Origin of the sequence: Erwinia sorbitola, assembly GCF_009738185.1 — a bacterium.
Taxonomy (GTDB): Bacteria; Pseudomonadota; Gammaproteobacteria; order Enterobacterales; family Enterobacteriaceae; genus Erwinia; species Erwinia sorbitola.
On record NZ_CP046509.1, the window covers coordinates 1,091,330 to 1,110,087 of the forward strand.

Sequence of the window (18,758 nt, forward strand, 5' to 3'; positions counted from 1 at the left end):
ACCAGTAGGTTAGCGATTGGAGTTCTTCATGATACGTGCTTTGTCTAATTTCCACTCACGATCTTTAATGTCATCGCGCTTGTCGTGCTCTTTCTTACCTTTTGCCAGGCCGATTTTTAACTTAGCCCAGGCGTTCTTCCAGTACATTGACAGCGCGACAATAGTGTAACCATCGCGATTGGCTTTACCGATCAGGGTATCCAGCTCGCGCTTTTTCAGCAGCAGCTTGCGGCTGCGGGTGGGATCGCAAACATAATGCGATGATGCCACGCTGAGGGGCTGGAAAGTTGAACCGAACAGGTAGGCTTCGCCATCGCGCAGCATAATATAGCTGTCGCTGATATTGGCCTTACCGGCGCGGAGGGTTTTGACTTCCCATCCCTGGAGCGAAAGCCCGGCTTCGAACTCTTCTTCGATGAAGTATTCGTGGCGGGCGCGCTTGTTCATGGCAATGGTCGCGGAACCGGGTTTATGTGCTTTTTTCTTTGTCATAGTGCCACTTAGTGTACATGAAGCAGTGATTAATGGCATCCCCCCGTAGCGTCAGGCGCATGAGAAAATGCCGATTCCATATCCGTCGTTCATCTGGCTGCACAGGCGTTAGCTGCACCTGCACGTAGCTCGAATTGCTAAGGTTATAACAGATGCTATGCAGGAGAGAATTTTTGTTTGATTGCCTGCGATGGTATTATTTAGGAGTTAAAAGTAAAGACAGGAATTGATATGTCCCAGATTAGTCGTTCGGCGCTGGTGCCGTACAGTGCGGAACAAATGTACCGTTTAGTAAATGATGTAGACAGTTATCCGCAGTTTTTGCCGGGCTGTACCGGGAGCCGGGTGCTTGATGCCAGCTCCGAGCAAATGACAGCCTCTGTTGATGTCTCTAAAGCGGGGATCAGCAAGACCTTTGTCACGCGTAATACGCTGACAAATAATCAAAGTATTCATATGCAGCTTGTGGACGGGCCGTTCCGTAAACTAAGCGGTGGCTGGCGTTTTACCGCGCTGAGTGATGAAGCCTGCAAGGTAGAGTTAAATCTGGATTTCGAGTTCACCAATATGCTGGTCGAGCTTGCTTTTGGGCGCATCTTTAAGGAACTGGCCAGCAGCATGGTTCATGCCTTCACTCAGCGTGCTAAAGAGGTTTACAGTGCCTGATATCGCCGTTGAAGTGGTGTATGCCTTGCCGGATAAACAGTATCTTTATAGCGTGAAGGTGGAAGAGGGCAGCACCGTTGAGCAGGCAATCATCGCATCCGGTCTGCTGGATTTACGCAAAGATATCGACTTGAAGACCAATAAAGTGGGTATTTTTAGTCGCCCGGTAAAATTGCATGATGTTGTGCAAAGCGGCGACCGGGTAGAAATCTACCGTCCGTTAATTGCCGACCCTAAAGATCTGCGTCGTCAGCGTGCAGAGCGAGCGGCAAAAAAATAAGGCGCAATTAGCGCCTTATTTTTTGTGAGCTGACCGAAACCGGGAAGTCAGCCCCGCATATCAAACAAACTGCTGTCAGCCTGCGTTCTTAGTCAGGGCAGGTTTGTTATCAATATTGATTAATGTACCGCTCTTATCAAAGGTCAGAGTCAGTGTCTGCTGCTTCACTGCCTCATGCCCTGGCTGTTGGCGGAACAGGTAGTACCAGACGTTGCTGCCAAACGGGTCATGCATCATTGGCGTACCCAGGGTGTAAGCCACCTGCTGCTGGGTCATCCCCGTATGAATCTTTGCAACATCGTTAGCGACCAGGTAGTTGCCCTGGTTGATATCCGGGCGGTAAACCACGCGCTCCAGAGTGGAACAACCAGCGGTCATCATCAGAAGAACCACTGCAGCAGCAGTCAGCGTTTTACAGCGCATAATCAATGTTTATTCCTTTGTGGCTATATTCGTATCCCCTGAAACCGCAGCTCCGGGTCTTTCGGGTTTATCAGTGTGCAATGATGATACCAGCGTAACTTGCCGATGATAATAAACCTTTCCGCAGTTTAAAACCTCTGCGAAGCAACGATATGACCACAAACCGGTAAAAAAGTGCAATGGTCAGGCGGCTAAAAGTTCTTTTGCGTTCGCCAGAGTGTTGCGTGTGACTTCGCTGCCACCGAGCAGACGAGCCAGCTCTTGCAGGCGCGCACGCTTGTCCAGAGGCTGCATATGCGTCTCAGTCATTGCGCCATCGGTCTCTTTACTGACAAAGAAATGCTGATGACCACAGCCAGCAACCTGTGGCAGGTGCGTTACACACATAACCTGCGTGGACTCGCCCAGCTGACGTAGCATTTTGCCCACAACGGCCGCCGTTGGCCCGCTGATACCCACATCCACTTCGTCGAAAATCAGTGCCGGTGTGTCCATTTTACGCGCAGTAATTACCTGAATAGCTAGCGCAATACGCGAGAGCTCACCGCCGGAAGCAACTTTCGCCAGCGGCTGCACGGGCTGCCCCGGGTTAGTGCTGACGCGGAAATCAATACGGTCAGCACCTTCGGCTGTCAGATGGTCAGGGTTGAACTGAACATCAATGGTAAAGCGCCCGTGGGGCATCGACAGCATATGCATGCTTTCAGTGATCAGCCCGGTCAGCTCTTCTGCAAAGTGTACACGCCGTTCATGCAGCTGGCGGGCGCAGTTGAGGGCCGCATCATAATGGATGCTGACGGCGTGGCTCAGTTCATCCTGGTCACTTTCCTGCTGATCCAGCAGCTGCTGTTCTGCCAGCAGTTGCTGATGAAAGACGGGGAGTTCTTCCGGGGCAATATGGTGCTTACGGCCCAGGCTGATCTGTCGTGACAGGCGCTGCTCCAGCTCATGCAGCCGGTTAGGATCGAGATCCAGTCGATCGCAGTAGTGACGCAGTTCATCACTGGCTTCACTGATCTGAATCGCGGCTTCTTCCAGCATGCCAGATACTCCGCTGAGTTTGTCATCCATCTCAATCAGCTCTGTCATCAGCTGCCGGGCGGTATAGAGCTGGCTTTGCAGGTTGTTATCTTCGCCATCAGCCAGCATCAGCAGGGTCTGCTGGCTGGTTGAAAGCAGCTGACCGCTGTTTGCCAGGCGTTTGTACTCTTCATCAATCTGCTCATATTCCCCGCTAACCGGGGCGAACTCATTCAGCTCTTTCAGCTGATATTGCAGCAGTTCGCGACGGGCTTCACGCTCCTGTGACAGTTGCTGATGCTGGGCCAGCGCACGACAGCTTTGATGCCACTGACGGTAATGTTGAGCCATGTTTTGCATCAGCAGCGGTTCACCAGCATAGGCATCCAGCAGATTTTTTTGATGTTCAGGTTTTAACAGGAGCTGATGGGCATGCTGCCCGTGGATCTGAATCAGTGCCTGACCCAGATCGCGCAGCTGTGAAAGGGGCACCGCGGTACCGTTAATAAAGCCGCGAGAGCGACCATCGCTGCTAATTACCCGGCGCAGCAGACATTCGTTGCCATCATCGAGCTGATTATCGTTCAACCAGCGCTGTGCCGGGGGTGTATCTTTCAGAGAAAAACGCGCACAGATATCGGCACGGGGCGCACCCTGACGTACCATATCGGCATCAGCACGACCACCCAGACACAAACCCAGCGCATCAATAGCAATAGATTTACCCGCCCCGGTTTCACCGGTAATGGCCGTCATTCCGCGCTGAAAGTCGATCTCCAGTTCGCGTACAATCGCAAAGTTACTGATGGTCAGTTGCGTCAGCATAGTCGTATCCTGTATGAAAACACAGTCGTGGTTTTTCATACAGTATATACTGGTTTTATAAACAGTAAACTAGCTGCAATCAGTTTTAGAACAATTTTTTTGACCAGCCAAGTTTTGAACTTAATGTATTGAAATAATTATAGTTTTTTGGGTGTATCAGATTGAGGTGATAATCGCTGCGGCGAATTAACACGTCTTCACCCTGCTGAATCGGTAGTGCTATCTGGCTGTCACAGCTGATCTCAAGGTCGCTGCGCATATGGGAAAAACGCAGCCGGATAGTGCTGCTGCTGTTGATAACCAGCGGGCGCGCTGACAGCGTATGTGGGAACATCGGTACCACGGCGATGGCATCCAGCGAAGGCGTCAGAATCGGGCCTCCAGCCGAAAGTGAGTAAGCGGTTGAACCCGTAGGTGTCGAGATGATTAAACCATCCGAGCGTTGCGAGAAGGCGAAGCTTTCATCGATATACACTTCGAATTCAATCATATGCGCTACCTTGCCCGGATGCAGCACCACCTCGTTGATGGCGGTGCCAATACGCGGAGCACCCGACTGACGGCAAACCTGAGCCTCCAGCAGAAAGCGGCTTTCAGCGATATATTCCCCTTCCAACACGTCGGCGAGCTGTTGCTGGGCGTTGTCGGGGTCGAGATCGGTGAGGAAACCGAGATTACCACGGTTAATACCGATAACCTTGATATCGTAGCGTGCCAGCACTCTCGCTGCACCCAGCATATTACCGTCACCGCCGACGACAACCGCCAGGTCAGCATTGCGGCCAATCTCTGCCATTGTACCGGTCTGAACGCCTTCCAGTTTCAACTCACGCGCAATCTGCTGCTCTATAATTACCTGATAGCCTCTTGCTGTCAGCCAGCGATAGAGCATTTCGTGGGTGGTCAGTGCGGTGGGGTGACGTGGATGGCCGACAATCCCGATGCAGTTGAAGTGGTTATTCATGTTCCTTGCATTCCTCACGAGGTAAACTCCCTCGACAATGTGACCGGTTCCCTTGAAACCGCGATTCTGATCCCCATAATAAGCGAACCAGCGAGATGAATATGTACAAACGCGGAGAAATTCATGAGTAGTAAAGAACAGAACACACCTTACGAGCAAGTCTCAGATGAAATTGAGATGGAGCAGGCGCAAACCCAGGACGCGGAGACAGCAGAAGTGGTGGATCCGCGTGATGAGCGTATTGCAGAACTTGAAGCACAGCTTGCTGAATCACAGGGCGGCGTGCGTGAAGCACAGCTGCGTGCGCAGGCGGAGATCGAAAACATCCGTCGCCGTACCGAGCAGGATGTTGAAAAGGCGCATAAATTTGCGCTGGAGAAATTCGCCAACGAGCTGCTGCCAGTGATTGATAGCCTGGAGCGCGGCCTGGAAGTTGCTGATAAAGCAAATCCTGACCTGGTTCCAATGATCGAAGGCATCGAACTGACTAAGAAAGCCCTGCTGGACGCCGTACGTAAGTTTGGCGTGGAAGTCGTGGGAGATACGAACGTGCCGTTCAATCCGGAAGTTCATCAGGCGATGTCGATGATGGAATCTGAAGAGGTCGCGCCAAATCACGTGCTGATGGTGATGCAGCGTGGCTATACCCTGAACGGTCGCCTGCTACGTCCGGCGATGGTTGCAGTGGCTAAAGCCAGGGACTGATAGTTTGAAATCAAAATAGCCGCGTAATGCGGCTATTTTTGTCTTCATCTGCGCTGGTGAATGTTATTCATCGCTAATCCCGTCCAAATCAACAGGGGGGCCGATACCCCCCTGATAATCACTTCTCTTCTGAAGGCAGGTGTGGCGTCCAGTCGATCGGCGTTTCACCACGTTCGATCAGCCACTGATTAGTTTTCGAAAAATGAGCTGATCCGAAGAAGCCGCGATGTGCAGAAAGCGGGGAAGGGTGCGGTGCCTGCAGGACACAATGCCGACTGCGATCGATAATGCTGCCTTTCTTCTGCGCATGAGAACCCCAGAGCAAAAAGACCACCCCTTCCCGATGCTGATTAATCGCCGCAATGACATTATCTGTGAATGTTTCCCAGCCAAATTTGGCGTGCGAATGGGCCTGACCTGCTTCTACCGTTAATACGGTGTTGAGCAGCATCACGCCCTGGCGTGCCCAGCTTTCAAGAAAACCGTGCTTTGGCCGCTCAAAACCAGGGATATCCGTTACCAGCTCTTTATACATGTTCACCAGGGAAGGGGGAACCGCAACGCCTGGAAGTACCGAGAACGCCAGTCCGTGGGCCTGATTCGGCCCGTGGTAGGGATCCTGCCCCAGGATCACTACTTTTATCTCTCCCAGTTCGGTTAACCGGAATGCGTTAAAAACATCTTTCTGCGGGGGATAGACGGTCTTTCCGGCCGCACGCTCTGCTGCGACCATTGCCAGCGTTTCCCTGAAATAAGGTTTCTCTTTTTCCTCTGCCAGCACATCGTGCCAGGTCATGTTATTGACCATCACCGTCTCCTTTTCGTCATCAAAGTGGGTAGCTTATCGCGCTTTGCGGCGGGGTAGTACTTAAAAAAAAATTGAAAATTTGCAAAAAAAGAAGAATTTTTTATCTGCATAAAATTGATATAAAACATAAAGTTGCTGTTTTAAGCACATTGATGACCCCTCCCGGGTTGATTTGTATCAAAGAGACACCATTCTTGTACTGGTATACAGATCCCAGAAGATCACGGTTTTATCCATCGACCCGGCGCTGGAATTGATATCAGCGCCCTATTGCCTGGGAGGCGACATTATGATTACCGGAATTCAAATTACTCAAGCATCCAACAGTGCGTTACTGAATTCTTTCTGGCTGCTGGACAGTGACAAAGCAGAAGCGCGTTGCGTTTGTGCTAAAGCAGGTTACAGCGAAGATCAAATTGTACCCGTCAGCGATCTTGGCCAGATTGAATACCGTGAAATCCCACTGGAAGTGCAGCCACAGGTGCGCGTAGAAGGTGGTCAGCATCTGAATGTTAACGTGTTGAGCCGCGAAACACTGGAAGAAGCGGTGAAGTACCCGGAAAAATATCCGCAGCTGACAATTCGTGTTTCTGGTTATGCAGTGCGTTTTAACTCGCTGACCCCAGAACAGCAGCGTGATGTTATTACCCGTACCTTTACTGAAAGCCTGTAAGCACTAACAGGGCGGGATAACAGGGCGGAAGGTGAAAAACTCACCCTCCGCCTTTTTTTATTAACATAATGATGTGAAAGGTAATTTTTTCTTTATAAAGCGTCACAAATTTAACTTTTTTGTTAAAATGCAGCCGTGTGAGAATTTTCTGAATCTGAATGTTATTTTTATTGGTTTCAGATAATAAAAAACCGCCCGGTGAGGCGGTTTTTTTGTTATGCAGTGTGATTATTCAGCACTGTTGGTTTTCGCAGCAGCAGGTTTACGGCGTTTACCCACGTTCTTGGCGTCACGGTGACGCTCTTTGACGCGTGGTTTCTCTTCAAGCTTCTCTTTCTCTTTCTTCTCTTTACGCTTGGCCAGTACTTTCTTCGACGGCTTGCCTCTGAGCTTTTCGTTTGGTGCTCGGGTGCTTGGGCGCAGTTCATCAATGGTACGCGCCTTAAGCGGCTCCTTGATATAACGACTGATTCTGCCCAGCAGCATATTGTCGTGCGCTTCTACCAGTGAAATAGCGATACCTTTTTTGCCTGCGCGGCCAGTGCGGCCGATACGATGCAGGTAGGTGTCAGCGGTCAGCGGCATATCGAAGTTAAACACGTGGCTGACGTCGTCGATGTCGATGCCGCGAGCCGCGATATCCGTCGCTACCAGCACGTTGACACGGCCTTCTGCAACGCGCTTAATCGCTTCATTACGCTTCGCCTGGACCAGTTCTCCTTCCAGATAGCTGGTGTTAATGCCCGCTTCACGCAGCCAGCCACACAGCTCGTGCACACGCTCACGCTTACGCACGAAGACGATTGCACGGGTAACTTCCGGCTGCTTCATCAGGTGGATCAGCAACGCAGTTTTATGTTTGATATCGTCTGCGCGGTAGTACCACTGCTGAATTTTCTTGCGCTCACGACGTGCCGGATCGGCTTCGATCTCGATAGGTTCGTTGAGAATACGTTCGGCGAAATCTTTGATTGCTTCGCCTTCCAGCGTGGCGGAGAACAGCAGGGTCTGCTTGCGCCAGCGGGTTTCAGCCGCGATGGTTTCGATATCCTGAGCAAAGCCCATGTCCAGCATACGGTCGGCTTCATCAAGAACCAGTGTTTCAACTGCGCGGCAGTCAAAGTTCTCTTCTTTGATGTATTGCAGCAGACGTCCGGTGGTGGCAACCACGATATCCTGGTTTTCGCTGAAGACTTCAGCATGGTTCATAAACGCCACGCCGCCGGTGATGGTTGCGATATCCAGATGGGTATGTTTTGCCATTTCACGCGCCTGGTCTGCCACCTGCATCGCCAGTTCGCGGGTTGGGGTCAGGATCAGAATACGCGGTGGGCCGGACTTCTTACGCGGGAAATCGAGTAAATGTTGCAGCGCGGGCAACAGGTAGGCCGCAGTCTTGCCTGTACCGGTTGGTGCCGAACCCAGAACGTCGCGACCCTCCAGTGCTGCCGGAATAGCCTCTGCCTGGATGGCAGTAGGACGGGTGTAGCCTTTCTCCTGCAGGGCTTGCAGTAGGCTCTCGTCTAGTTCGAGTTCGGAAAAAGTGGTTACAGTCATGGTCTACCTCAGTTTGGGGCGCTGATTATAGACAGATTGAACACGATCTTCATCTGTTTGTGTGGAGTTAATGACTTTTCCTTCGTCACAGTTTGTCCTATGCTAGCGCCGTTTCCATTTCAGGTCAGCCAAATGTCACAACAGAAAGCCATTCTCCGCGCCAACGGATTCACCTTCAAACAGTTTTTTGTCGCCCACGATCGCTGTGCTATGAAAGTCGGCACCGACGGCGTTCTGCTTGGCGCATGGGCTCCTGTAGCCAATGTTCAGCGGGTGCTGGATATCGGCAGCGGCAGCGGGTTGATTGCCCTGATGATGGCGCAGAGAACCGCAGAGTCGGTGCAGATCGATGCGGTGGAGCTGGATGAAATGGCCGCCGCCCAGGCGCAGGAAAACGTGGCGGCATCGCCCTGGCCGGAGCGAGTGCACGTGCATCAGGCGGATATTGTTGAGTGGTCACAGCGCTGTGACCAGCGTTATTCGCTGATCGTCAGCAATCCACCTTATTTCTCCCCCGGCTCAGAGTGCGCCTCGCCTGAACGGGCTTCGGCGCGTTATACCACCGATCTGACCCATGACGTGCTGCTGGTTTGTGCGGAAAACCTGATTGCAGAAGAGGGTTTTTTCTGTGTGATCCTGCCGGAATCGGCGGGGAGTAAACTGGTGGAGCTGGCGTTACAGCGCGGCTGGCATCTGCGTTTTCGTACTGATGTTGCCGATAACGATAACCGTCCGCCAAACCGGGTATTGCTGGCGCTCTCACCAAACCCGGGTGAGCAGCTGCTGGATCGCATGACGATACGCGGGCCTGACCACCAGTATTCTGATGCTCACTGTAGTCTGACCCGCGACTTCTATCTGTTCCGCTAATCAGGGAACCAGGACGGTCGGCAGCGCTTCTCCCAGCGCCTCAGGATAGTCGAGGGTGTAATGCAGGCCCCGGCTCTCTTTGCGCGCCATAGCGCAGCGCACCATCAGCTCTGCCACCTGCACCAGGTTGCGCAGCTCCAGCAGATTGTTGGAGATGCGAAAGTTCGCATAATACTCATCTATTTCCTGTTGCAGCGTCATAATACGGCGCAGCGCGCGCTCCAGCCGTTTCGTGGTGCGCACAATCCCCATGTAGTCCCACATAAATAACCGCAGCTCATGCCAGTTATGCTGAATGACCACTCGTTCATCGGAATCATCTACCCGGCTTTCATCCCAGGCTGGCAGGCTCTCGACCAGGTCGACCGCTGGCAGATGCTGGTTAATATCTTCTGCCGCAGACCAGCCGTATACCAGACACTCCAGCAGTGAATTTGACGCCAGGCGGTTTGCCCCATGAAGCCCGGTATAGCTCACCTCACCGATAGCATACAGACCGTTCAGATCAGTGCGCCCCTGCTGATCAACCATTACGCCGCCGCAGGTGTAGTGTGCTGCCGGAACGATTGGAATCGGCTGCTTAGTCAGATCGATACCCAGCGTCAGCAGTTTTTCGTAAATGGTAGGAAAATGCGCACGGACAAACTCCGGCGGCTGATGGCTGATGTCCAGATACATACAGTCAGCCCCAAGGCGCTTCATCTCATGGTCGATGGCGCGTGCCACAATATCACGCGGGGCCAGTTCGCCACGCTCATCGAAATCAGGCATAAAGCGGGTGCCGTCAGGGCGTTTTAACACGGCACCTTCGCCGCGCAGCGCCTCGGTCAGCAGGAAATTGCGTGCATCGGGATGGAACAGACAGGTTGGATGGAACTGATTAAACTCCAGGTTAGCCACTCGGCAGCCTGCGCGCCACGCCATGGCGATGCCGTCACCAGAGGCCACATCAGGGTTGGTAGTGTACTGATATACTTTTGCTGCGCCGCCGGTAGCCAGCACCACTGCGCGTGCGCGACAGGTCTCTACAGCTTCACGTTTGCGGTTCCAGATGTACGCACCCACCACACGCCGCTCACCCGGCAGGCCGATTTTATCAGAGACAATCAGGTCGACGGCGTTTCCGCGCTCAATCAGAGTGATATTTGGATGGTTTAACGCCTGGCTGACCAGGGTGTTTTCTACCGCTTTTCCGGTGGCATCTGCACTGTGCAGAATACGGCGATGGCTGTGACCGCCTTCGCGGGTCAGATGGTAGCGCTCTTCGCTGTTTAGCGGAGTTTCTTTATCGAATAACACGCCATTATCAATCAGCCATTGCACACAATGGCGCGCGTTGCTGGCGATAAAAGAGACTGCCTCGCGCTCACACAGGCCACCACCGGCTATCAGGGTATCCTCAACGTGCGATTCAATGCTGTCTGTTTCATCAAATACGGCGGCAATACCGCCCTGGGCGTAAAACGTGGAGCCTTCGCTGACCGGGCCTTTGCTCAATACGGTGACCTGATGCTTCTCTGCCAGGCGTAATGCCAGTGACAGACCCGCTGCGCCGCTACCAATAATTAACACATCACAGCTGTAATCGGAGGAAAGAGTCATGTTGTTTAATTTACTAAACAGAGTGTTTGTTGAGCATAACACTCACTTATCCCGTCAAAAAGGCTTTTTATCGGCGATCTGCTTCAGCTGGAACTAAATCAAAAAGGACAACTTTCATTGCACTTTCGTGACAGATGAAATGCCCGGGCACTGTTTTCTCAGACAAACTGTCACTGAATGACGTGATTATAAGATGAAAAAAAAGACTTGTTGCGTTACTCTGCGGGCGTCATCAGGCTTCTGAACTATGATACTTCGGAAGTTAAAGAGAGGCAGTGGCTTACAAACCAGCGAGAATGCATAAAAAAGCGTGCCGGTTTGTAAATATCCCCTGATGACCAGACAAATATAATGGTGTAATGGAACTTTCCCGATGAAAACGACTCAGACTGGATGCTCGTTCATAATGATTGAGTTATTGCTGGAAGTGCGATTACGCGTGGAGACAAGTTTGGGGAGATCTTACCTCGGATGAGCGAGCAGCTAACGGATCAGGTTCTCGTTGAACGAGTGCAGAAAGGAGATCAGAAGTCATTCAATTTACTGGTAGTTCGCTATCAGCATAAAGTGGCGAGCCTGGTTTCCCGCTATGTGCCGTCTGGAGATGTACCTGATGTAGTGCAGGAGTCGTTTATTAAAGCCTATCGCGCACTGGAATCTTTCCGGGGCGACAGCGCTTTTTATACCTGGCTCTATCGGATTGCCGTCAATACGGCCAAAAATTACCTGGTTGCTCAGGGGCGCCGTCCGCCGTCTAGCGATGTGGATGCAATCGACGCCGAGAATTTCGAAAGTGCGGGAGCACTGAAAGAAATTTCGAACCCTGAGAACTTAATGTTGTCGGAAGAATTGAGACAGATAGTTTTTCGTACCATCGAGATGTTACCCGAAGACTTACGTATGGCAATCACCCTACGTGAACTCGATGGCCTGAGCTACGAAGAGATAGCTGTTATCATGGATTGCCCGGTTGGTACGGTTCGTTCTCGTATCTTCCGCGCCCGTGAAGCTATTGATAATAAAATTCAACCGCTTATCCAACGCTAGCGATAGCGACACAGGAAGGGTATTGAGGCATGCAGAAAGAACAACTTTCCGCTCTTATGGACGGTGAAACGCTGGACAATGAACTTATGTCTGCGTTGTCTAAAGACGTTGTGCTGCAGAAAAACTGGGAAAGCTATCACCTGATCCGCGATACACTGCGCGGTGATGTCCCGCAATTGCTCGATTTTGATATCTCAGCCCGTGTTATGGCAGCGATTGATAACGAGCCTGCGAAAAATATCACGCGACTGATTCCTGAAGCGCAGCCATTACCAGAACAGGCTGCTGCAATGCCATTTTGGGCGAAGCTGCGTCCATGGGCTGCTCAGATCACTCAGGTCGGTCTCGCCGCCTGCGTTTCTCTGGCCGTGATTGTTGGTGTGCAGCAGTACAACAAACCAAGTGAGAGTCAGTCTCCGGATTCGCCAGTCTTCAATACGCTGCCGATGATGGGCCAGGCATCTCCTGTCAGCCTCGGTGTGCCAGCGGATAACGCTAACACACAGCTGAATGCTAATCAGCAGGTGCAGGATCAGCGTCGCCGCGTTAATGCACTATTGCAGGACTACGAGCTGCAACGTCGCCTGCATGCAGAACAGTTACAGTTTGAGCAGAGTCCTGATCAACAGGCTGCTGCTCAGGTTCCTGGTACTCAGTCGTTAGGAATGCAACCGCAGCAATGAAGCAGCTTTGGTGCGCCGTCAGTCTTATCGCTGGTAGCCTGATTTACTCTTCTGTCGCCCCGGCCGCTCAAACGCCATCCGGGGCGTTGTTACATCAGATGGAGCAGGCCAGCGAGTCTCTCAACTATGAGCTTGCCTATATCAACGTATCGCGTTTAGGCATTGAATCATTACGTTATCGTCACTCTGTCATCAACAACAAAGTCTATGCGCAGCTGTTGCAGATGGACGGCCCTCGTCGTGAAATTATTCAGCGCGGCAATGAAGTCAGCTATTTTGAATCAGGCCTGGAGCCGTTCACTATGGTGGGGGATCATATTGTTGATTCACTGCCTTCGCTGGTTTATGCCGACTTTGCGCGTCTGGCTGAAACTTACGATTTTGTCTCCGTTGGCCGCACACGTATTGCCGATCAGCTGTGTGAAGTTATCCGTATCGTGCCACGTGATGGTACGCGCTACGGCTATATCGTCTGGCTGGATAGTGAAACGAAGCTCCCTTTGCGGGTAGATCTGCTCGATCGTGACGGCGAAACGCTGGAGCAGTACCGGGTAGTAAGTTTTGCGGTAGATGACGGCGTGCGCAATATTATGAAGGGGCTGGAGACCGCCAAACTCCCTCCGGTATTATCTGTGCCAACGGCAAATGCGGTAACATTTAACTGGAAAGCGGGCTGGTTACCGGCGGGTATGAAGGAAGTGGCGCAAAGCCGCCGCCAGCTGCCATCTCTCGATCGTCCTGTAGAAACCCGGCTCTACTCTGATGGCCTGTTTAGCTTCTCTATTAATATTACGATGGCCGATAAAAACAGCGTGCCGCAACAATTGCGCACTGGGCGTCGTACGGTGCAAACTGAAGTGCGTAATAATGCGGAGATAACGGTGGTGGGTGAACTTCCTCCTGCTACTGCGAAGTGTATTGCTGATAGTGTTACTTTAGGGGCCACGCGATGATGAGAGAATGGGCTACGGTAGTGTCGTGGCAGAACGGCATTGCCACGCTGCACTCCGAAATAAAAACATCCTGTAGCAGCTGTTCCGCGCGTAAAGGCTGTGGTAGTCATATGCTGGATAAGCTGGGGCCAAAAAATGCCCACGTAATGAAAATAGCCAGTGCACAACCGCTGATACCAGGCCAGCGTATTGAGCTGGGTATTGCTGAAAATAGCCTGCTTAGTTCAGCGTTTCTGGTCTATATGACTCCCCTGATTGGGTTGTTTATCCTGGCGGGTCTGTTTCAGATGCTGTTTCACAGCGATCTGGCGACTGCCTGTGGTGCGCTGCTCGGTGGCGTTGGTGGGTTTATTATTGCAAAAGGTATTTCTGGCATACTGGGACGCTCCGCCTCATTTCAGCCAGTGATCCTCAGCGTGGCGCTGCCACCTGACGCTATTCACGTCAGTACCGATGCCTGACCCGCGAAAGGGCGGTTGGCTATTTAGCCTGCCAGCTGTCCTGTTTCAGCCTGCGAATACTCCTTATTTCCCCTGCGATATGGCATTGCAAACATTATTGCCTGCCCGCGACGATTCCACCCCTTTGATATGTAGTGTAGAATGCTGCCTTTCGGGCCAGTGTCCGCCTGTGATATCACGCTCTCCTGACTTCGCATCGCGAGAGTTCCAGAATTTGTAAGGCAGAAAAATCTCAATAATGAAGCACATAAGAAACTTTTCTATCATCGCCCACATCGACCACGGCAAATCAACGCTCTCTGACCGTTTGATTCAAATTTGTGGCGGGTTGACCGAACGTGAAATGGCTGCACAGGTTCTGGATTCCATGGATTTAGAACGCGAGCGCGGCATCACTATTAAAGCGCAGAGTGTTACCCTCGATTACCATTCGCCAGATGGTGAAACTTACCAGCTCAATTTTATCGACACCCCGGGCCACGTTGACTTCTCCTACGAAGTTTCCCGCTCGCTGGCCGCCTGTGAAGGCGCATTGCTGGTGGTAGATGCCGGACAGGGCGTAGAAGCCCAGACCCTGGCAAACTGCTACACCGCGATGGAAATGGAACTGGAAGTCGTACCTGTACTGAATAAAATCGATCTACCAGCTGCCGATCCCGATCGTGTAGCCCAGGAAATTGAAGACATCGTTGGTATCGATGCCACTGACGCAGTGCGCTGTTCGGCTAAAACCGGTATCGGCGTTCCTGACGTGCTGGAACGTCTGGTGCGTGACATTCCGCCACCACAGGGTGATCCGGATGGCCCGTTGCAGGCGCTGATTATCGATTCCTGGTTTGATAACTACCTTGGCGTGGTTTCCCTGGTGCGTATTAAAAATGGCACCATGCGCAAAGGCGAAAAGATTAAGGTGATGAGCACCGGTCAGACTTATAACGCCGATCGTCTGGGTATCTTCACCCCGAAACGTGTTGATACTGATGTGCTTAACTGCGGTGAAGTAGGCTGGCTGGTATGCGCCATCAAAGACATCCTGGGCGCACCGGTAGGGGATACCCTGACTCTGGCGCGTAACCCGGCAGAAAAAGCACTGCCAGGCTTCAAAAAAGTTAAGCCGCAGGTTTACGCGGGTCTGTTCCCGATTAGCTCTGACGATTATGAAGCCTTCCGTGATGCTCTGGGTAAACTGAGCCTCAACGATGCATCTCTGTTCTATGAACCAGAAAGCTCTACCGCGCTGGGCTTCGGCTTCCGCTGTGGCTTCCTTGGTCTGTTGCATATGGAGATCATCCAGGAACGTCTGGAGCGCGAGTATGACCTCGAGCTGATCACTACGGCTCCAACGGTTGTCTATGAAGTTATTACTACGGACAACCAGACTATCTATGTTGACAGCCCGGGCAAATTACCGCCGCTGAACAACATTGAAGAGCTGCGTGAACCGATTGCTGAATGCCATATGCTGTTGCCGCAGGAGTTCCTCGGTAACGTTATCACGCTGTGTATCGAAAAACGTGGCGTTCAGACCAACATGGTTTACCACGGTAACCAGGTTGCGCTGACGTACGAAATCCCGATGGCCGAAGTGGTGCTCGACTTCTTTGACCGTCTGAAGTCGACCTCTCGTGGCTATGCTTCACTGGATTACAACTTCAAACGTTTCCAGGCTTCCAACATGGTACGCGTAGATGTATTGATCAACTCCGAGCGTGTCGATGCTCTGGCGCTGATTACGCACAATGACAACGCGCCGTATCGTGGTCGTGAACTGGTCGAGAAGATGAAAGAATTGATCCCACGTCAGCAGTTTGACATCGCGATTCAGGCCGCAATTGGTAACCATATAATTGCCCGCTCTACGGTAAAACAGTTGCGCAAAAACGTTCTTGCCAAATGTTATGGCGGTGACGTCAGCCGTAAGAAAAAACTGCTGCAGAAACAGAAAGACGGTAAGAAACGCATGAAGCAGGTAGGTAACGTAGAGTTACCGCAGGAAGCGTTCCTTGCCATTCTCCACGTGGGTAAAGACAGTAAATAAGCCCGGATACGGGCTTCGAGGGAACTGGAATGGCTAATATGTTCGCCCTGATTTTGGCGATAGCAACGCTGATTACCGGAATTATCTGGTGTATCGACAAATTTAAATGGGCACCCGCCCGTCGTGCTAAACGTGCGGCTGCGCAGGCAGCAGGTATTGAAGCAACCAAAGCCGATAAGCAGCCAGGTTGGGTAGAAACTACCGCTTCGGTCTTCCCTGTGCTGTTCGTGGTGTTTGTGGTGCGTTCATTTATTTATGAGCCATTCCAGATCCCGTCAGGTTCAATGATGCCGACTCTGTTAATCGGTGATTTTATCCTGGTGGAAAAATATGCCTACGGCATTAAAGATCCGATTACCCAGACGACGCTGATTGAAACCGGGCATCCGAAGCGTGGCGATATTGCGGTATTTAAATATCCGAAAGATCCGAGTATGGATTACATTAAACGTGTGATCGGTTTACCCGGCGACCGTGTGACTTACGATCCGTTGAGTAAAACAGTGTCGGTACAGCAGGCCTCAACCGCGCTGCCAGTGACCTACTCTGATGTTGAAGAGAGTGATTTTATCCAGACCTTCAGCGGCTTCAGCGGTAACGAAGTCGGCAACGGTTTCTTTGAGACACCGAAAGGTGAAACCATCAAAGGTGGGGTTCGTTTAGTTACCCGCAATGAAACTCTGGGCGATGTTACCCACCGTATCTTGCTGATAGCTCAAGCGCCAAGCCAGCCGGGTTCATACTATCAGCAACCAGGTCAGCCGCAGTCAAGCTGGGTTGTGCCAGAAGGTATGTACTTTATGATGGGTGATAACCGTGATAACAGTGCTGACAGCCGTTACTGGGGCTTTGTCCCGGAACGCAATCTGGTAGGCAAAGCGACGGCTATCTGGATGAGTTTTGACAAGCAGGAAGGGCAGTGGCCAACTGGCGTGCGCCTGAGCCGTATTGGCGGTATTCACTAATGAGCGCCTGCGGGCGGCATTAAAACGGGTGGTCTGTCATATTGGCAGACCACTGCACACGAAACAGATCGTGTTGGTGTTCAGGTTCAGCCCTGTTCCGTGTGCAGCATAATTGACGCATTAAGAAATTGGTAACGCATGAACCCCATCGTAATTAACAAGCTTCAACGGAAGCTGGGCTACACTTTTACCCATCAGGAATTGTTACAGCAGGCGCTGACTCATCGTAGTGCCAGCAGTAAACACAACGAACGACTGGAATTTCTGGGCGACTCTATTCTGAGCTACGTGATTGCTAATGCCCTTTATCACCGCTTCCCGCGCGTGGATGAAGGCGACATGAGCCGTATGCGTGCAACGCTGGTTCGCGGTAATACGCTGGCAGAAATGGCAAGGGAATTTGACCTGGGCGAGTGTCTGCGCCTCGGGCCGGGTGAGCTGAAAAGCGGCGGTTACCGTCGTGAGTCAATCCTGGCTGATACCGTGGAAGCGCTGATTGGCGGGGTGTTCCTCGACAGCGATATCCAGTCGGTAGAGCAGCTGATCCTGAGCTGGTACGCCAGCCGTCTCGATCAGATCAGTCCGGGTGATAAACAAAAGGATCCAAAAACGCGTCTGCAGGAGTTTTTGCAGGGTCGCCATCTGCCGTTGCCATCTTATCTGGTGGTGCAGGTGCGTGGCGAAGCGCACGATCAGGAATTTACTATTCACTGTCAGGTAAGCGGCATGGCAGAACCGGTTGTGGGAACCGGCTCCAGCCGTCGCAAAGCTGAACAGGCAGCAGCCGAACAGGCGCTGATTAAGCTGGGAATTGAATGAACGAACAAACTACCCATTGCGGCTTTATTGCTATTGTAGGCCGTCCGAACGTTGGTAAATCTACCTTACTGAACCAGTTACTGGGGCAGAAGATTTCCATCACCTCGCGTAAGCCACAAACCACGCGTCACCGCATTATGGGCATCCATACCGAAGGGGAGTATCAGGCGATCTACGTTGATACCCCGGGCCTGCATATGGAAGAAAAGCGGGCGATTAACCGCCTGATGAATCGTGCTGCCAGCAGTTCGATTGGTGATGTGGAAATGGTGATCTTCGTCGTCGAAGGCACCAAGTGGACTGCCGACGACGAAATGGTGCTGAACAAGCTAAAAGATGGCAAGGTGCCGGTGCTGCTGGCGATCAACAAGGTCGACAATATCACTGATAAAAGCATTCTGCTGCCGCACTTGCAGTTCCTCGGTCAGCAGATGAACTTTATGGATGTGGTACCTATCTCAGCCGAAAAAGGCACCAACGTGGATACCATCGCCAGCATCGTGCGTAAGCGCCTGCCGGAAGCGGAACATCACTTCCCGGAAGATTACATCACCGATCGTTCCCAGCGCTTTATGGCGTCGGAAATTATTCGTGAAAAACTGATGCGTTTCCTCGGTGCCGAACTGCCGTACTCCGTTACGGTTGAAATCGAACAGTTCCTCACCAATGAGCGTGGCGGCCTGACCATCAACGGTTTGATTCTGGTAGAACGCGAAGGCCAGAAAAAAATGGTGATCGGTAATAAAGGCTCCAAAATTAAAGTTATCGGTACTGAAGCACGTCGTGATATGGAAGACATGTTTGAGGCGAAAGTTCACCTTGAACTGTGGGTGAAAGTGAAGTCCGGCTGGGCGGATGACGAACGCGCCTTACGTAGCCTGGGCTATACCGACGACCTCTGATCCTG

General features: G+C 51.9%; 20 protein-coding genes. 13 read left to right on the forward strand and 7 right to left on the reverse strand.

What is annotated here, in order from left to right:
* Window positions 1-9: 9 nt before the first annotated feature.
* Complete coding sequence (gene smpB, locus GN242_RS04900) at window positions 10-492, reverse strand: SsrA-binding protein SmpB (protein WP_154753739.1); 483 nt, start codon at window positions 490-492, stop codon at window positions 10-12.
* Between the two features lie 231 nt (window positions 493-723).
* Between smpB and GN242_RS04905 the strand changes: the two genes are divergently transcribed.
* Window positions 724-1,158: a type II toxin-antitoxin system RatA family toxin gene (locus GN242_RS04905; protein ID WP_154753740.1), complete on the forward strand. Its 435-nt coding sequence runs from the start codon at window positions 724-726 to the stop codon at window positions 1,156-1,158.
* Entirely contained in the window at window positions 1,151-1,438 is a 288-nt protein-coding gene (locus GN242_RS04910) for an RnfH family protein (RefSeq protein ID WP_156286993.1), read from the forward strand. Before GN242_RS04905 ends, GN242_RS04910 begins: the two co-directional genes overlap by 8 nt.
* A gap of 75 nt (window positions 1,439-1,513) precedes the next feature.
* Here the strand turns inward: GN242_RS04910 and bamE are convergent, their stop codons facing one another.
* The 3 genes from bamE to nadK form a co-directional block, all read right to left on the reverse strand.
* Window positions 1,514-1,861, reverse strand: coding sequence for an outer membrane protein assembly factor BamE (bamE, locus tag GN242_RS04915; RefSeq protein ID WP_154753742.1), 348 nt, complete (start codon window positions 1,859-1,861; stop codon window positions 1,514-1,516).
* 183 nt (window positions 1,862-2,044) lie between these two features.
* On the reverse strand, window positions 2,045-3,706 hold the full coding sequence (gene recN, locus GN242_RS04920; protein WP_154753743.1) for a DNA repair protein RecN: 1,662 nt from the start codon (window positions 3,704-3,706) through the stop codon (window positions 2,045-2,047).
* Window positions 3,707-3,791: 85 nt separating this feature from the next.
* Window positions 3,792-4,670 carry an NAD(+) kinase gene (nadK, locus tag GN242_RS04925; RefSeq protein WP_154753744.1) on the reverse strand — a complete coding sequence of 293 codons (879 nt, stop codon included), beginning with the start codon at window positions 4,668-4,670 and terminating at the stop codon, window positions 3,792-3,794.
* A gap of 123 nt (window positions 4,671-4,793) precedes the next feature.
* On the opposite strand from nadK, the gene grpE reads away from it, so the two are divergent.
* Window positions 4,794-5,375 carry a nucleotide exchange factor GrpE gene (gene grpE, locus GN242_RS04930; protein ID WP_154753745.1) on the forward strand — a complete coding sequence of 194 codons (582 nt, stop codon included), beginning with the start codon at window positions 4,794-4,796 and terminating at the stop codon, window positions 5,373-5,375.
* 118 nt (window positions 5,376-5,493) lie between these two features.
* Here the strand turns inward: grpE and ung are convergent, their stop codons facing one another.
* A complete protein-coding gene (gene ung / locus GN242_RS04935) occupies window positions 5,494-6,183 on the reverse strand; it encodes a uracil-DNA glycosylase (RefSeq protein WP_154753746.1) in 690 nt (229 codons plus the stop codon).
* Window positions 6,184-6,472: 289 nt separating this feature from the next.
* Between ung and grcA the strand changes: the two genes are divergently transcribed.
* The gene (gene grcA, locus GN242_RS04940) at window positions 6,473-6,856 is read left to right on the forward strand and encodes an autonomous glycyl radical cofactor GrcA (protein ID WP_154753747.1); all 384 of its coding nucleotides are present in this window, start codon (window positions 6,473-6,475) and stop codon (window positions 6,854-6,856) included.
* A 228-nt stretch (window positions 6,857-7,084) separates the two neighbouring features.
* Here grcA and srmB read toward each other — a convergent pair whose 3' ends face one another.
* A complete protein-coding gene (srmB, locus tag GN242_RS04945; RefSeq protein ID WP_154753748.1) occupies window positions 7,085-8,413 on the reverse strand; it encodes an ATP-dependent RNA helicase SrmB in 1,329 nt (442 codons plus the stop codon).
* A 132-nt stretch (window positions 8,414-8,545) separates the two neighbouring features.
* Here srmB and trmN point away from each other — a divergent pair, with 132 nt between their 5' ends.
* Window positions 8,546-9,283 (forward strand): tRNA(1)(Val) (adenine(37)-N(6))-methyltransferase TrmN, encoded by a 738-nt coding sequence (gene trmN / locus GN242_RS04950; RefSeq protein ID WP_154753749.1) that lies wholly within the window; start codon window positions 8,546-8,548, stop codon window positions 9,281-9,283.
* Here trmN and nadB read toward each other — a convergent pair whose 3' ends face one another.
* Window positions 9,284-10,885: an L-aspartate oxidase gene (gene nadB, locus GN242_RS04955; protein ID WP_154753750.1), complete on the reverse strand. Its 1,602-nt coding sequence runs from the start codon at window positions 10,883-10,885 to the stop codon at window positions 9,284-9,286.
* 471 nt (window positions 10,886-11,356) lie between these two features.
* On the opposite strand from nadB, the gene rpoE reads away from it, so the two are divergent.
* From rpoE to era, 8 genes are all read left to right on the forward strand, one after another.
* A complete protein-coding gene (gene rpoE, locus GN242_RS04960; RefSeq protein WP_062744587.1) occupies window positions 11,357-11,932 on the forward strand; it encodes an RNA polymerase sigma factor RpoE in 576 nt (191 codons plus the stop codon).
* 29 nt (window positions 11,933-11,961) lie between these two features.
* A complete protein-coding gene (gene rseA, locus GN242_RS04965; protein ID WP_154753751.1) occupies window positions 11,962-12,615 on the forward strand; it encodes an anti-sigma-E factor RseA in 654 nt (217 codons plus the stop codon).
* The gene (gene rseB, locus GN242_RS04970) at window positions 12,612-13,568 is read left to right on the forward strand and encodes a sigma-E factor regulatory protein RseB (protein WP_156286994.1); all 957 of its coding nucleotides are present in this window, start codon (window positions 12,612-12,614) and stop codon (window positions 13,566-13,568) included. Before rseA ends, rseB begins: the two co-directional genes overlap by 4 nt.
* Complete coding sequence (gene rseC, locus GN242_RS04975; protein ID WP_154753753.1) at window positions 13,565-14,029, forward strand: SoxR-reducing system protein RseC; 465 nt, start codon at window positions 13,565-13,567, stop codon at window positions 14,027-14,029. The genes rseB and rseC overlap by 4 nt, the downstream gene beginning before the upstream one ends.
* Before the next feature lie 238 nt (window positions 14,030-14,267).
* Window positions 14,268-16,067 carry a translation elongation factor 4 gene (gene lepA, locus GN242_RS04980; protein WP_154753754.1) on the forward strand — a complete coding sequence of 600 codons (1,800 nt, stop codon included), beginning with the start codon at window positions 14,268-14,270 and terminating at the stop codon, window positions 16,065-16,067.
* A gap of 29 nt (window positions 16,068-16,096) precedes the next feature.
* Window positions 16,097-17,032: a signal peptidase I gene (gene lepB, locus GN242_RS04985; protein ID WP_154753755.1), complete on the forward strand. Its 936-nt coding sequence runs from the start codon at window positions 16,097-16,099 to the stop codon at window positions 17,030-17,032.
* A gap of 138 nt (window positions 17,033-17,170) precedes the next feature.
* Window positions 17,171-17,851: a ribonuclease III gene (rnc, locus tag GN242_RS04990; protein WP_154753756.1), complete on the forward strand. Its 681-nt coding sequence runs from the start codon at window positions 17,171-17,173 to the stop codon at window positions 17,849-17,851.
* Window positions 17,848-18,753 (forward strand): GTPase Era, encoded by a 906-nt coding sequence (era, locus tag GN242_RS04995; RefSeq protein ID WP_154753757.1) that lies wholly within the window; start codon window positions 17,848-17,850, stop codon window positions 18,751-18,753. The genes rnc and era overlap by 4 nt, the downstream gene beginning before the upstream one ends.
* Window positions 18,754-18,758 lie beyond the last annotated feature (5 nt).

What these genes read in the sequence shown, in the direction of transcription:
- smpB (WP_154753739.1), bottom strand. Translation starts at nt 492, where the DNA reads ATGACAAAGAAAAAAGCACATAAACCCGGTTCCGCGACCATTGCCATG.
- GN242_RS04905 (WP_154753740.1), top strand. Translation starts at nt 724, where the DNA reads ATGTCCCAGATTAGTCGTTCGGCGCTGGTGCCGTACAGTGCGGAACAA.
- bamE (WP_154753742.1), bottom strand. Translation starts at nt 1,861, where the DNA reads ATGCGCTGTAAAACGCTGACTGCTGCTGCAGTGGTTCTTCTGATGATG.
- recN (WP_154753743.1), bottom strand. Translation starts at nt 3,706, where the DNA reads ATGCTGACGCAACTGACCATCAGTAACTTTGCGATTGTACGCGAACTG.
- nadK (WP_154753744.1), bottom strand. Translation starts at nt 4,670, where the DNA reads ATGAATAACCACTTCAACTGCATCGGGATTGTCGGCCATCCACGTCAC.
- grpE (WP_154753745.1), top strand. Translation starts at nt 4,794, where the DNA reads ATGAGTAGTAAAGAACAGAACACACCTTACGAGCAAGTCTCAGATGAA.
- ung (WP_154753746.1), bottom strand. Translation starts at nt 6,183, where the DNA reads ATGGTCAATAACATGACCTGGCACGATGTGCTGGCAGAGGAAAAAGAG.
- grcA (WP_154753747.1), top strand. Translation starts at nt 6,473, where the DNA reads ATGATTACCGGAATTCAAATTACTCAAGCATCCAACAGTGCGTTACTG.
- srmB (WP_154753748.1), bottom strand. Translation starts at nt 8,413, where the DNA reads ATGACTGTAACCACTTTTTCCGAACTCGAACTAGACGAGAGCCTACTG.
- trmN (WP_154753749.1), top strand. Translation starts at nt 8,546, where the DNA reads ATGTCACAACAGAAAGCCATTCTCCGCGCCAACGGATTCACCTTCAAA.
- nadB (WP_154753750.1), bottom strand. Translation starts at nt 10,885, where the DNA reads ATGACTCTTTCCTCCGATTACAGCTGTGATGTGTTAATTATTGGTAGC.
- rpoE (WP_062744587.1), top strand. Translation starts at nt 11,357, where the DNA reads ATGAGCGAGCAGCTAACGGATCAGGTTCTCGTTGAACGAGTGCAGAAA.
- rseA (WP_154753751.1), top strand. Translation starts at nt 11,962, where the DNA reads ATGCAGAAAGAACAACTTTCCGCTCTTATGGACGGTGAAACGCTGGAC.
- rseB (WP_156286994.1), top strand. Translation starts at nt 12,612, where the DNA reads ATGAAGCAGCTTTGGTGCGCCGTCAGTCTTATCGCTGGTAGCCTGATT.
- rseC (WP_154753753.1), top strand. Translation starts at nt 13,565, where the DNA reads ATGATGAGAGAATGGGCTACGGTAGTGTCGTGGCAGAACGGCATTGCC.
- lepA (WP_154753754.1), top strand. Translation starts at nt 14,268, where the DNA reads ATGAAGCACATAAGAAACTTTTCTATCATCGCCCACATCGACCACGGC.
- lepB (WP_154753755.1), top strand. Translation starts at nt 16,097, where the DNA reads ATGGCTAATATGTTCGCCCTGATTTTGGCGATAGCAACGCTGATTACC.
- rnc (WP_154753756.1), top strand. Translation starts at nt 17,171, where the DNA reads ATGAACCCCATCGTAATTAACAAGCTTCAACGGAAGCTGGGCTACACT.
- era (WP_154753757.1), top strand. Translation starts at nt 17,848, where the DNA reads ATGAACGAACAAACTACCCATTGCGGCTTTATTGCTATTGTAGGCCGT.